Below are 13,498 nucleotides of genomic sequence, written 5' to 3' on the forward strand. Positions count from 1 at the left end.
ATGTCACTGTTTTTCTTTCGTGCCGACCAGGCAGTGGATTCCCCTGCTGTTAAAATAATCTGCAAGCTCCTCCACCTGTTTCTGGAAGGCTTTTCTGTGAACCTTCACATTTTCCATCTTATAGGGGAGCCCCAGGGATCTATATTTTTCCTCTCCCAGACGCATAAAGCTCAAAAGCTGCAGTGTCCTGACATTCCCCTGCAGCTCTCTGATCATAAAATCAGCTGCTTCCTCCATATTCTGCCTGTCATCATTGACTCCCGGGATCACCGGAATCCGCAGGATAAGCTCTCTGTGTCCGTCAGCCAGTCTTTTCAGGTTTTCCAAAATGTGTTCATTTGGCACCCCTGTATATTTTTTATGAATCTTAGAGTTCATATGTTTCAGGTCTGAAATAATGAGATCTGTATAGGCCAGAACCTTTTCGGCTTCCTTCCAGTCCGTGCAAAATGTTGACTCAAGACATGTATGGATTCCTTCGTCCTTACACCTGCTAAAAAGCTCTGCCACGAAGTCACTTTGCAGCAGGGGCTCCCCGCCCGATACAGTGACCCCGCCGCCAGAACGTTCGTAATAGCCAATATCCTTACGAATCTCTTTCATGCATTCATCCACTGTCATTAAGCTTCCCCATTGTTTGATCGCATCCGAAGGGCAGGCATGATAGCAGGCCAGGCAGTTCGTACACTTACTGCGGTCGATGGAGGCCAGCTTTCCTCTCACAAATTCCAGTACATTCTCCCCGGGGCACTCCTCCTTGCACATCCCGCATTTCGTTCGGGAGATACATTTCGTTCGATACACCCCCGGCTGGATCGAAGATGCCCAGCTCTCAGGATTACTGCACCACTCACATCTCAGCGGACATCCTTTGAGAAACAGTTCTGTACGCAGACCGGGGCCGTCATGGATCGTAAAACGCTGAATATTAAAGATATTTCCCTTCAGTTCCAATTCATTTTTCCTCCAGCATCCTTTTCAGTAATAAATCCCATACCAGTAACTGGATATGGGATTTACATCACATCAATATTCGCAGATCTCGATACCCAGCATATGTCCCAAGATCTCAAGTTCAGCTTTTACATCCCCGTAAATCACGGCAAAGTGCGGCTCCCAGCCATCGAGAACGCTCTGATTCACAACATCGATCGACGCATTCTTTGTTTTAACAACAACAGATGTCCCGATAAACTGTTTTGGTTTGTCCAATGCCTCGCCAGATGCAAGGAAGAAGCGAAAGCTACCGTCTGCTTTTCTTCCCACACGGAAGATCGTCACTTTTTCACATGGCTTACATCCGAAATCCATAGCAGGTCCGATCTTGCGGTTCGGGTGAACACCGATCTGTGCGCCTTCGGCCGGATGAGCCAATGAGCAGGCTGCAGTTCCGCAGTGCCAGTACGTGATCGTGTTCTCTTCCTCATCTAAGGATACCGGATCGCCGAAGAATACTGAATTTCCTGTCAGGTTCATTCCCATATACATCGACAATGCGCCATATGCATCCGCCTCACAGCTTGCTGCGACACCAAGGTCATTGAGCATTGCCAGGACTGCACAGACCGGAGTGCCGAATGCAGTAAAGAAGTCCGGCCAGCAGCGGGAAGAAAGTGCTCCGATATGATTGTTCACAACATAGTCCTTATATGCCTTACAAAGTCTTGCAAAATCTTTTCGATTTTGATCCGGTGTTTTCTCCAGGCCGACTGTACATCCCTTCATCTCTTTTAAATACTCTTCACATTCCTCGTCTGTGTATGCTTTCGCCTGGTCGATCAATTCTCTTGCCTCAATCGAATCCAGGGTTACACCGAATGTATGAAGCATATCAATATCCAGTGCACGTCCGAAGCCAAATCCCTGCGGTGTATGTCCCACAGAAGCCATTTTCAGCTTTGTCAGATCCTGTTTTAACCTGGCAGCCTTTACTGCCGCCTGAATCTTCGCCTGTACATTCTCCTCGTCCGGGCCTCCGAAAATATACTCAAAGTTCCCATCCCGAAAAGACATCAGTGCATTTGCCGCTGAATATGCCCCCGTCAGAGAATTAAGACGGAGCCGTCCGCCATCGATCACCGGCTCGCGCAGTGTCCAGAGTAATACCGGACAGGAAAATCTTTTAAGAACCTCGCCTGCATAAGCTGAATTTGCAAAAGTAATATTCTGCAGGATGATCAGGCCCGGATCAATGGTATCCAGAAAACTGCACAGATCATCGATGCTTAACAGCATCTTATCCGGGTATACCCCATCCTCTGTAATCGCTGATATTGTTTTGATTGATTTTTCGAATTCCACCTGGGCACTCTCTAGATGAAACGTAGGTACCCCGACTGGAATATACGCAACTTGAAATTCTGACATATTAAATTCCACCTTTTTTATTTGATCGTTTCTTACTCTGCTCATTTAAGACAGTCCGATATTTCCGCGAAGATCACACCAAGTGCATAAGCCCCTGCATCTGGATATCCGAGGCTCCGGTCACCGACTGTACCTGCACGCCCCATTCTGGCGACGATATTTTCTGTCGCCTTCGCTCCATCAGCTGCTGCCTGTGCTCCAAGCACAAACAGCTCTTTTACACCGGCTGCTTTTGACGCATTCTCTGTCCAGGAGTCGGCGCAGGGAACAAGTGCGTCGATCAAAGTCTTATCTCCGACTACTGCACCGCGTCCAAAGGAACGCTCTCCGGTACTTTGGATACCTGCGACTGCTGCCTGCAGCATTTCTGCAAATTCTATCGTTGTCAATTCTGTTTTATCTCCTGCACTTCTGCCTGCCGCGCGGAAAGCAGAACCCCAGATCGGACCTGACGCACCTCCGCAGTATTCCATGATGACCATGGAGCAGGCACCTAAGAAGCTGCCGATCGTATCTCTGGAATTTTCAATGATCTCCGGCCATTCGCGCTTCAGCTGTTTAAACCCTTTCGCCACGCTCATTCCAAAGTCTCCGTCACCGGCATGGGAATCCAATTCGCAGAAGGGAACCTCATTGCGTATAATACAGTCGCTCATCTTATCTACAAGATAGACTATATTATCCAGACTGATTTTCTGCCCCCTGATCACCGCGCAGGCTTCGTTTGTATCCATGCCATAATGAACCTCACGGTTCTCCTGGCTTATTGCTTTCATATTGACATAGGGAACACTTTCCACGTGCCCGGAAACTTTAAATGCAGGTGCATCACTTTCACGATCCAGCAATTCTTTGAGTTCATCATTCATCTTCATCACAGATACGGATGCACCAAGCATGTCAATACTGGTCATATAATTGCCTACAAAAGTTCTGTAGATCTTAATATTTTTCTCTGCCATGATACGGGAAACCGAATTATTCAGCAGATACAGTTCCATCAAAGGAGTGCTTCCGAAACCGTTGACGAGAAGGGTAACCTCGTCTCCTGCTTTGAGGTCCAGTTCAATAGCCAGCGCTTCTGTCATCCTTTCAGCCAGTTCATCCGCACTCACGATCTCTTCCCGCTTGATTCCCGGTTCCCCGTGGATGCCTACGCCATACTCCAGCTCTGTCTCGTCGATCTCAAAGGTTGGTGTCCCTTTTGCTGGAACTGTACAGGAGCTGAATGCAAATCCGATACTCCTTACATTGGCGATCGCATTTTCAGCCGCTGCTTTCACTTCTGCCAGACTCTTCCCCGCCTCAGCAGCCGCGCCCGCGATCTTATGTACAAGAACAGTTCCTGCCACTCCGCGGCGGCCCACTGTATACAGGCTGTCCTGTACCGCGATATCATCATCGACCTTCACGTAATCAACCGTGATTCCATCCTCAGATGCCAGATATGCCGCATTCTTAAAATTCATCATATCGCCGCTGTAATTTTTGATGATAAGGAGAGTCCCTTTTTCACTTGCAGTCTCCTTGATCGCCTGGTATACCTGGATCTGTGACGGTGATGCAAATACATCCCCGCAGACTGCTGCATCGAGCATCCCTTTTCCGACAAATCCTGCATGTGCAGGTTCATGGCCGCTTCCGCCTCCGCTGATCAGGCTGACTTTATTCGGATCGATGTCTCTTTTTTTAATGATCTTATATTTCTCAACAAATTCCATTTCCGGATGTGCCATTGCGATTCCGTTACACATTTCGATCACAACGGTTTCCGGTTTATTTATAATCTTTTTCATAAGAACTCCTATCTCCCCTGATTAAAAATTCCCGGCTTTATAGCTTTTTCCGATTTCATCTGCGGTCAGGATTGCTGCAGCAACTGACTCAACCGTTACCGGGAATGGCATTGCATAGACAGATTCTTCCGGAATACATGCCTTTTTAGCGACCTCCAGAAGTTCTTCCTGGCTGATCTGGTCAACGCCAATATCCTCCAGGCAGATTGGAAGTCCGACTGCTGTACAGAAATCAAGGACTTCACAGATCTCTTCCTTCGGCGCATTTTCCAGTGCAAGCTGTGCAAGTGTTCCGAATGCCACCTTTTCTCCGTGGAAATACTTATGAGTTCCTTCCAGGATCGTCAGGCCATCGTGGATCGCATGTGCCGCTGCCAGCCCGCCGCTCTCAAATCCAATTCCCGATAACAGGATATTGGTCTCGATAATATTTTCCAAAGCAGGAGTGACCATATTGGCGTCTGATGCGATCTTCGCCTTTATACCATCGCTCATCAGAGTCTGGTAACACAATTTAGCAAGTGCAAATGCAGCATTTGTGCCTCTGGCCTCCCCGCATACGCCTTCTCTAAAGCCGCATGGAAGTCCGGCATTCACCTTTGTACAGGACTGAACATTTGCGCGGGCCTCAAAATAAGTAGAAAGTGCGTCTCCCATACCGGATACAAGGAATCTTGTCGGTGCATTTGCGATGACTGTCGTATCGATCAGGATCACACTTGGACTCTGTTTGAAGTATGCATAATCATCAAATGCTCCCTCCGGTGTGTAGAGTACTGCTGAATGACTGGTCGGCGCATCTGTCGCAGCAATGGTCGGGACGATGATCAGCGCTTCCCCTTCTGCGACGCATTTTGCTGTATCAATGGCCTTTCCGCCGCCAAGTCCGATGGTACAATTGCAGTTTTTCTCCTTTGCAAGCTCCTGCAGTCTTTTAACCTCCTGTCTGGAGCATTCACCGTGGAATCCGCTTTCTACAAATGTTACGCCGAATTTTTCAGCGGTAGCATCCAGCTTCGCTTTCACACGGTTCACATCATCCGGATGTGCGATCAAAAGAGCTGATGTTCCGAATGTCTTTACAAAATAACCTAAGTTTAAAATTTCGTCTTCGCCCTGAACATACTTTGTCGGGCATATATATGCTTTTCTCATGATTTAAGATCCTCCCTATTTTACCAGCAGCGTAATACCGGAAATAAACAGAAGTATATAGGTAAGCTTCATAAAAAGAAGCTGGCTCATACTCTTATAGAGTCTGGCTCCGACCGCCATTCCTAAGATCAGGAAGGGAAGTGCAATGAGCGTAAGCTTCACTAATTCTGCATTCCAGAATCCTGCATGTATATCATCAAATAAAATAATGGTGTTCAAAATAATCCATATCGTAGATATCGTAGCCCGGAAACTGACCTTATCCTTAACTGCCTTAGACAGGTATCCAATGAGCAGCGGGCCTCCGCACACGAACATCCCATGAACGATCCCTGCCCCTGCGAGCAGAGAATAGGACTGCAGCGTTCCCTTTCTATCCGTGCAGAACGCCTTTTCTGATCTATCCGCTTTTGGTCTTATCTGCCGGTAATATCCCTGGACAGCCAAAGCGATCACAAAGATCCCGAGTCCCTTGTATAAAAGCCCCTCTTTCCCCACGAACAAAGACTTTAAAAAGATTCCAGCTGCAATGCCAAATATCATGACTGCAACAACCTTTCTTAACTCTTTCCAGTTCACGTGTCTGCCATGGGTCATAAAGACATATACCCCGGAAAATATAGCCAGTACATTTAAGATCGGCTTTGCCACACTGTACCCGACAAGCATAATACTGGGCGGCATTGCGAGAATCGTTCCCGCAAAGCCTGTAATGCCCTGGATGATATTGGTCAGAAGAATTACGATAAAAAATACTACATATGTCATCTTGTCACTCCATATTTCTCCCTTATGTTTTCAAATAACTCTGCAAATGCAGAATCTTTTCTATAGAAGGCCGGGGTGTATCCGATCGGTGCATCTACTGTGATACTGCCGCCTGCATATTCTTTCCCGGTCCACAGATGTACCCAGTTATCTTCCGGAAGGTATACCTGCCATTCCTTCTGATCTTCCAGATAAACCGGAGCAACCAGCATGTCACGCCCAAACAGATATTCATACTGTATATCGTATGTCTTTGCATCATTCTCATAATGGATGAACAGTGGTCTTTGTACCGGCACACCCGTCTGTGAATTTTCCTTTACCAGCTCCTTTGTGTACGGTTTCAGCATCGTATAGATATCTACCATTCTTGCCATCTGATCCATCGTATCTTCATCCTCATAATACTGGAAATTCGTATCCGGGCGGTTTCCTTCATGAGTCCTCATCACTGGTGTAAACATTGCCATCTCCATCCAGCGCAGGAACAATTCCTTTGTCCTTGTATTATCGAACAGAGAGGTATATCCTCCGATATCACTGTGTGTTAATCCACATCCTGTCATTCCGGCACTCAGCGCACCGCAGATCACGGATGCAAGGCCGTCATGGATCGTAAAGTCAACTGACTGGTCTCCTGCCCAGAGAAGTGTACAGTACTTCTGGGTTCCGATTCCGCCGGCCCTCATAAAATACAATACCTCTCCAAGCTTTCCGCTTTCGCAGACCGCATCATAGTTACACTTTGCCCACAGCGCCGGCCAGTGATTGTGCTCGATCATCGGAGACTCGCCATTATACAGACGGATATCGTCTGTTGGCAGGTACTCGCCAAAATCAGCCATCCAGCCGTCAATTCCAATATCCAGGGTATATTTCTTAATCACATCCTTAAACCACTCATAGGCTTCTGGATTTGTAAGGTCTACAACACCGCAGTAAAATTCTCCGAAATCAACCAGATAATCACTGCCGTCTGACTTTGTTGCGAAGTATCCTTTTTCTTTTCCTTCCTGATAGAGTTCCCCGTCATTTACCAGATATGGATTGACATATCCCAGGAAACGGATGCCCTTTTGATGGATCTCCCTGATTTTCTCAGGCAGTTCCGGATACATCTCCTGATTATATTTCCAATCCCACTGCAGACGTTTTCCAAATGAGGTCACTCTTTTTCCGCACCAGTCCTGGCACCACAGCCCGGCAACCTTGATCTTCTTATCCAAAGTCTTCTCAAGCAGTCCAAAGGAGCGTTCATTGCCTCCCTGCACACCGATGATCAGCCCATTGTATACCCAGTCAGGCAGCTCCGGCTGTCTTCCAAAAAATGCAGAAAGCTTACCCAGCAGCTCAATAAAAGTTGGTGCTGCCTCAATACGGATCTGTTTCGGCACTTCCCAAACCTGAAGTTCATGGAATGTCTCGTTTTTGAAATTAAAATCTGCATAAGCTGTAGAATCCATATGTAAATAATAATGCCTGGTAGATACATAAGTCGGCTGCGGATAGTTTGTATTGTAATAGTCACCGCCTGCTTTATTCTCTACATCGGAACGCCATGTCACATAAGTTGTCTTATCCCTTCCGACCCCAGGCTCAGAGGTCCATAGCGGGAAATTACGTCCCCGAAGGTTAAAGTAGGACATCTGCTCACCGCATCCGTAACATTTTTCCTCTGCATCTGCTGCCACACGGAACCAGAAACGGTTGATCCTGTCATCCTTCTCTTGAAAATCCAGTGTACATAAAGAATCTTTGATCTTTACAGACGCCTCTATCATCCCTTCAAAGTCAAGGAGATACCCCCCGTCCTTTTCCTCTGTTTTCGTTAATTTTAAAGGCCGTCTTTCCACCACATAATCAGTGATGTTAAAATTCCCTCTGTACATATCTACATTTTCCTGACCATACCCTGCGAAGATCATTGGATTTTCTTCCGTATGGTTTAAGATCGTCTGACCTCTCCAGACAAGTTCAAAATGATTATTTCCCACTGTAACCTTCATTTTTTCGACCTCCTCTAGGCTCTTTTTTTCTTTTCTTTTAGTATCAAAACAACTGTTTCAACCACAAGTGCGATCGTTACTCCGATGATCAGCGCAATGTTTTTGTCCTTTGTAGCCAGACCTGCCGGTGAGAACATGAAATATTCATATACAAGGAAGGATACCAGCCAGATTGCAAATGCACTTCTGTGTTTCCACGGTGTCATGTCATAATTGTCACCGCGTGTCATAGAATGATCGAATACCTTTTCATTCGGTGCGATCTTGCTGCATACAAAGATGATAACAAGCATCACGATAAAGGAAATTGCGTAAATGTGCATGTAATTGATCCCGCAGATCGTATTTGTGATCGGAGTGTCAATGAGCTTAAACCAGAACTTATATCCTGAATACAGGAATATGTGGAAGATTGTTGCACAAACTGCTCCCAGGGACGAACCTCTTTTTGAGAACATTCCAACGAGTACCAATGTAATGATCGGAATATTGTAAAATCCTGTAAAGCTTCGTCCAAAGTCATACAGACCTGCGCTTAATACATCCAGGAACGGAGTAAACACAATTGCAAACAATGCAAATCCCCAGCCGACCTTTTTTGCAAGTGCTACTGTCTTTTCTTCTGACAGATTCGGATTGAAGATCGGTCTGTAAATATCCATCATAAATACCGTACTTGCAGCATTCAAAAATGAATTATATGTTGAAATAATGGAACCAAACAACGCGGCACAGAACAGACCAACGATCGGCCATGGCAGTGATCTTGCGACCAGTGTCGGATAAGCAAAGTCATTGCTCTCTAATCCCGGAACAAGTCTTGCTGCGATAACGCCCGGCATTACCAGTAAGAAAGGAACCATCATCTTGAGCAGACCGGAGATCAGAACACCTTTCTGTCCTTCTTTCAGGTTTTTAGCTCCCAGTGCTCTCTGGATCAGTACCTGGTTTGTTCCCCAGTAGAACAGGTTTGCCAGCAGCATACCAGTAAAGATACATGCAAATGGCACCGGATCTGTTTTTCCACCGATCGCATTCAATTTTTCAGGAGCGTGATTCAGAATATCCGCCACACCGGCTGCAAAGCCGCCTCCGTTTGCCTTTCCAAGAGCGATAAATCCAAAGATCACTACAAGACCGGAACCTAAAACCAGCAGGACGCCATTGATGGTATCGGATACGGCAACCGCCTTCATACCGCCAACCACCGCATAAAGTGCTCCTATGATGCCAACCAGCACGATCAGAACGGTAAGTGCCGTACCGGAGCTGATTCCGAAGATGCTTCCCAGGTCAAAGATCTGGTTAAATGCAATGGCACCCGCATACAGACAAACCGGAATACCTACTAGGAGATAACCGATCAGGAATAAGACAGATACCATTCTGCGGATCGGAGTCCCATAACGTTCTTCCATAAACTCCGGAAGTGTTGTATAACCCTTTTTCAAATAAAGCGGCAGGAATACAAATGCCATTACAATTGTTGCAATTACAGCCGTAGCCTCCCATGCCATACCGGACATGTTTGCTCCATAAGACTGTCCTGATAGTCCCACCAGATTTTCTGCGGATAGATTTGTCAAGAGCATAGAGCCGGCAATAAAGGTTCCTCCAAGCCCGTTGCCTGCAAGGAAATATCCCTTAGAAGTCTTCTGGTTGTCGCTGCCCGAAACTATTTTGCCGGAGATCACTCCTACGAGTGCTGTAAAAAATATAAACGTAACCAGTGTAAATACTAAATGTTCCACTATTTTTCCTCCCTGTTTTCTCTTTTTTGTGCATACTCACACTTTCACTTTTTAAGCTTTTATGCTAGAATAAAGTGTGAAATATATATTTCACAGCACCACAGAAGGAAAATTTGTAAAATATGTCCAGTATTTTCTTTTCCTTCCTGTGGTTTTGTTTTTTAATATAACAGTTCCTTATTGATCCCGAGTACTCCCGGGTGTGCCCCCTGTCTGATCAGGGGTTCTCTTTGAGGATGTGCCAATACCCATTTATTCGTCTGGAGAAGCAGCACATTTTCCGGTTCCAGGTCATCCTTTTCCCCGCTCAGAGGTGTATTCGTACCCTTGGGAAGGATAACGATATCCTTGAAACCTTCCTCTGTCACTCTGCATGGTGACAAATGAAGTGTTGTCTGATACATTTCGATCGCGGTTCCCTTCCTGACAAAGAAGACCTCTGCCTGGTCTGAATGATAAGTATTGTCTTTTATGTCCCAGGTATGTCCCAGTACCAGCATGAAATCCGTAACGGCGATATTGATCTCGCTTCCTTTGTGATACTCAAACCCATTATATGTAGTGTTTCTTCCATTACAATAGCCGATCTGTATTGGTATCCCGCCATACAGGTTTCTCTGTATGGTCCTGCATACCTCTGTCTGCTCCAGTTCCGCAACTGAGGCAGTATATACGTTCCCCTGTTTTGGCACCTCTGATTTCTGTTCCATGTAAGTGATCAATTCAGAAAAATCATATCCTGTAACGATCCGCCCATAGCTTGCAAATGCACGGTCTTCTACATCCAGAATGGGCATATTATTTTTTCTGCTTAACTCTTCTATCATCATTCTTCTCCATATACCATCGCGTTATAATTATTGGCGTACCGCCTTGATCGTAGCGCAGAAATCTTCTTTTCCAAAACCAAGCTCCATTGCCTTGTCATAGACCTGCTTTGCAGCTGCCTCTCCCGGCATCTTTAATCCACATTCTTCTGCCATGTTCATGCAGATATTCACATCTTTGTACATGTTTTCCACTGAAAATGCTGTGGTGTAATCCTCCCTTTTGATTACGGCAGCCTTGCTGTCAAGGTAGAAGTTCTGTCCCCCGCCGTAGGATACAGCAGTCGTAAACTGATCCACATCGATCCCGTTCTTTCCAGCCAGAGTCAGAGTCTCATTCACCCCGTTCTGGATCTGGGAAACTAATGCGTTATGGCAGATCTTCATAACCAGTCCTTTTCCGTTGTCTCCCATTCGTATGATATTTTCACCCATATAAGCAAGAATTGGTTTTATCTTCTCATAGGTTTTCTCATCTCCGCCTACATAGATCCCCAGTTTTCCTGCAACCGCAGCCGGTTTAGATTTTACGACAGGTGCATCTGCGAACTGCGCACCTGTGGCTTTCACCATCTCTGCAATTTCTACAGAAACACTCGGATCAATGGTACTCATATCAATGCAGATCTTTGTTTCATCCAGAGCAGGAAGTACTTCTTTATAAACCGCCATGGAGTGCTCTGACTTCGGTACCATGGAGACGATCACATCTGCATTTTGTGCAACTTCCTGTGAATTTTTGCAGGCCACCGCTCCCTTGGATTCAAGCAGCTCCACCTTTTCCTTCACAAAATCAAATACAAATACCTTGTCATCATGTTTTTTTACAATATTTTCACACATGGACTCGCCCATAATGCCAAGTCCGATAAATCCGATTTTCATACTGACCTCCTGTGCCTTACCCAGGCTTTACATTGTGATTTTCTTTCTGCCCAAATTACTCTGTTACTGTGTTGTTCCATGCATTACGGAAGGTATCTAATCCCTGATTGGTATATGCATGCTTAATGCTGTCCTGATATACCGCAAGGCTTGTTGTTACGATATCTGCCCCTGCTACTGCACAGTCAACGATCTGTTTCGGTGTCCGAAGCGCTGCACAGATGATCTCTGTCTTTCCATAGAAACCATAATTTTTATAAATATCAACAATATTCTGGATATAAGCCTTGCAGTCTTCTCCGTTTGCCTCTTTCCATCCAAGGAACGGTGATACAAATAAGGAGTTGTTTTTCCCCGGCCAGATCGCCTGTGCAGGTGAGAATACAAGTGTTACGTTTGTACGGATGCCTTCTTTTTCCAATCTTCTTGCCGCTTCCACACCAGCTTGTGTACAAGGGATCTTAATGACAAAATTAGGACTGATCGCCGCGATTTTCTTTCCTTCTGCCACCATCTCGTCTGCATCATCCAGATGTGGGTTGATCTCTACTGAGATCGGGAACTTCTCATATCCTTCGATTCCTTCTTCCTTGACCCATGCTGCCAGTTCGTGAATCACTGTCAGAAATGGCTTTCCGCTTACCATAATGTGCCGTGGGTTTGTTGTCACTCCATCGATACCGAATGTGTGATATGCCTCTTTGATCTCATCCAATTTTGCGCTGTCCAGAAAATACTTCATTTTTCTTCCTCCTGTTTTAGTTGATTAAAATTATTAATTAACTATTCTAAATTTTAAAGGGCTTAGTTTTCCGCCCTTGTTTAAGCAAATTATATCTTTACACTCCCATATTGTCAACCAATTTACAGTATAAATTTTCTTTTCAGCATTTTTGATTAATTTTATTAATCATTTTTGTTTATGTTGCATAATTATTCTTTTTTTGAAAAAATCTCATCTGTAAGAGAGCCGCTAACCGACTCCCTCACAAAACATTCTTACCAGCTCAGAAAGCGCCTGTGTCATAAACTTCTTCTTATGATAAATCAACATAAAATTCCTGATAAAAGCCTCCGGGTGCAGCGGAAGGATCACAATACTTCCGCTCTTTGCTTCCTCCTGGATTAGTTTCCCGGACAGCACTGTGATACCCGGATTTTCTTCTACCGCATGGATCAGTGCCTGGTTGCTGACACTTTCCCATTCGATTACGGGTCTTAATTGATGAGCCTTCAAAAGCCCATCCGTGATCTCCCGGCTTGCACTGCCGGGTTCTCTCATGAATAAGGGATATCCACAGATATCCTCCAATGTCAAAGATTTTTCCCCAGCCAGCGGATGCTTTTTCCCGCATACAAAATACAGTTCATCCTGCATGAAGGGAACCGCCTCCAACTGATCGTGCTGCACTTTGTCCTCCACCAGCCCAAGATCCAGTTCATTCTTTAACACCGCCTGCACGATCTTCTGAGAATTCTCGATCTTCACCTTTACCTGGCAGTCAGGATATTTCTTATGAAACTCTGCGATTGCCTGGGGTACGATATAGCTGCCGATCGTAATGCTGGAGCCGATGGAAATCTTAAGCGGCATGTCCGGGGATATCATGCTGTTTTCCATCTCATCAAACAGGTCAATAATATGGGATGCATAATCATAGAATGCCTCCCCTTTTTCGGTCACAAAGATCCGCCTGTTGATCCTGTCAAACAGCCGGATATGGTAGAACTCCTCTAATTCCCTGACCGCAAGGCTCACACTCGGCTGAGCCAGATGCAGCTTTTTTGATGCTTTTGTAATGCTCATCTCCTGATAGACTGCCATGAAGATTCTTAAGTGTCTCAGTGTCATTTATTTACTCCCTTCCTTTACCGGATTTTCCGTCCACGATTTTGATACTTCCATTATACTCAATAATAAGTATATCCACAACCGGACAGTG

General features: G+C 45.5%; 11 protein-coding genes. All 11 read right to left on the reverse strand.

Annotated elements, in window-relative coordinates:
* Positions 1 to 3 precede the first annotated feature (3 nt).
* Positions 4 to 954, reverse strand: coding sequence for a (2S)-3-sulfopropanediol dehydratase activating enzyme (gene hpfH, locus AC4OGX_RS10310; RefSeq protein ID WP_493330300.1), 951 nt, complete (start codon positions 952 to 954; stop codon positions 4 to 6).
* Positions 955 to 1,026: 72 nt separating this feature from the next.
* A complete protein-coding gene (locus AC4OGX_RS10315; protein WP_493330302.1) occupies positions 1,027 to 2,367 on the reverse strand; it encodes a fucose isomerase in 1,341 nt (446 codons plus the stop codon).
* 41 nt (positions 2,368 to 2,408) lie between these two features.
* The gene (gene dhaK / locus AC4OGX_RS10320) at positions 2,409 to 4,163 is read right to left on the reverse strand and encodes a dihydroxyacetone kinase subunit DhaK (RefSeq protein ID WP_493330303.1); all 1,755 of its coding nucleotides are present in this window, start codon (positions 4,161 to 4,163) and stop codon (positions 2,409 to 2,411) included.
* A 21-nt stretch (positions 4,164 to 4,184) separates the two neighbouring features.
* The gene (locus AC4OGX_RS10325) at positions 4,185 to 5,318 is read right to left on the reverse strand and encodes a glycerol dehydrogenase (protein ID WP_493330304.1); all 1,134 of its coding nucleotides are present in this window, start codon (positions 5,316 to 5,318) and stop codon (positions 4,185 to 4,187) included.
* 15 nt (positions 5,319 to 5,333) lie between these two features.
* Entirely contained in the window at positions 5,334 to 6,086 is a 753-nt protein-coding gene (locus AC4OGX_RS10330; protein WP_493330305.1) for a sulfite exporter TauE/SafE family protein, read from the reverse strand.
* Positions 6,083 to 8,092 (reverse strand): alpha-glucosidase, encoded by a 2,010-nt coding sequence (locus AC4OGX_RS10335; protein WP_493330307.1) that lies wholly within the window; start codon positions 8,090 to 8,092, stop codon positions 6,083 to 6,085. The genes AC4OGX_RS10330 and AC4OGX_RS10335 overlap by 4 nt, the downstream gene beginning before the upstream one ends.
* Before the next feature lie 14 nt (positions 8,093 to 8,106).
* Positions 8,107 to 9,843, reverse strand: a complete 1,737-nt coding sequence (locus tag AC4OGX_RS10340) for a solute:sodium symporter family transporter (RefSeq protein WP_493330308.1) — start codon at positions 9,841 to 9,843, stop codon at positions 8,107 to 8,109.
* 161 nt (positions 9,844 to 10,004) lie between these two features.
* Positions 10,005 to 10,670: a DUF4867 family protein gene (locus AC4OGX_RS10345; protein ID WP_493330381.1), complete on the reverse strand. Its 666-nt coding sequence runs from the start codon at positions 10,668 to 10,670 to the stop codon at positions 10,005 to 10,007.
* Positions 10,671 to 10,700: 30 nt separating this feature from the next.
* Positions 10,701 to 11,555 (reverse strand): NAD(P)-dependent oxidoreductase, encoded by an 855-nt coding sequence (locus tag AC4OGX_RS10350; RefSeq protein ID WP_493330310.1) that lies wholly within the window; start codon positions 11,553 to 11,555, stop codon positions 10,701 to 10,703.
* Positions 11,556 to 11,610: 55 nt separating this feature from the next.
* Complete coding sequence (locus AC4OGX_RS10355) at positions 11,611 to 12,297, reverse strand: transaldolase family protein (RefSeq protein WP_493330312.1); 687 nt, start codon at positions 12,295 to 12,297, stop codon at positions 11,611 to 11,613.
* A gap of 231 nt (positions 12,298 to 12,528) precedes the next feature.
* A complete protein-coding gene (locus AC4OGX_RS10360; RefSeq protein WP_493330313.1) occupies positions 12,529 to 13,407 on the reverse strand; it encodes a LysR family transcriptional regulator in 879 nt (292 codons plus the stop codon).
* Positions 13,408 to 13,498: the final 91 nt, after the last annotated feature.

Source organism: Faecalicatena sp. (assembly GCF_058819085.1).

Coding starts and splice junctions, on each gene's coding strand:
- AC4OGX_RS10325 (WP_493330304.1), bottom strand. CDS start 5,318: ATGAGAAAAGCATATATATGCCCGACAAAGTATGTTCAGGGCGAAGAC.
- AC4OGX_RS10360 (WP_493330313.1), bottom strand. CDS start 13,407: ATGACACTGAGACACTTAAGAATCTTCATGGCAGTCTATCAGGAGATG.
- AC4OGX_RS10330 (WP_493330305.1), bottom strand. CDS start 6,086: ATGACATATGTAGTATTTTTTATCGTAATTCTTCTGACCAATATCATC.
- dhaK (WP_493330303.1), bottom strand. CDS start 4,163: ATGAAAAAGATTATAAATAAACCGGAAACCGTTGTGATCGAAATGTGT.
- AC4OGX_RS10335 (WP_493330307.1), bottom strand. CDS start 8,092: ATGAAGGTTACAGTGGGAAATAATCATTTTGAACTTGTCTGGAGAGGT.
- AC4OGX_RS10355 (WP_493330312.1), bottom strand. CDS start 12,297: ATGAAGTATTTTCTGGACAGCGCAAAATTGGATGAGATCAAAGAGGCA.
- AC4OGX_RS10345 (WP_493330381.1), bottom strand. CDS start 10,670: ATGATAGAAGAGTTAAGCAGAAAAAATAATATGCCCATTCTGGATGTA.
- AC4OGX_RS10315 (WP_493330302.1), bottom strand. CDS start 2,367: ATGTCAGAATTTCAAGTTGCGTATATTCCAGTCGGGGTACCTACGTTT.
- AC4OGX_RS10350 (WP_493330310.1), bottom strand. CDS start 11,555: ATGAAAATCGGATTTATCGGACTTGGCATTATGGGCGAGTCCATGTGT.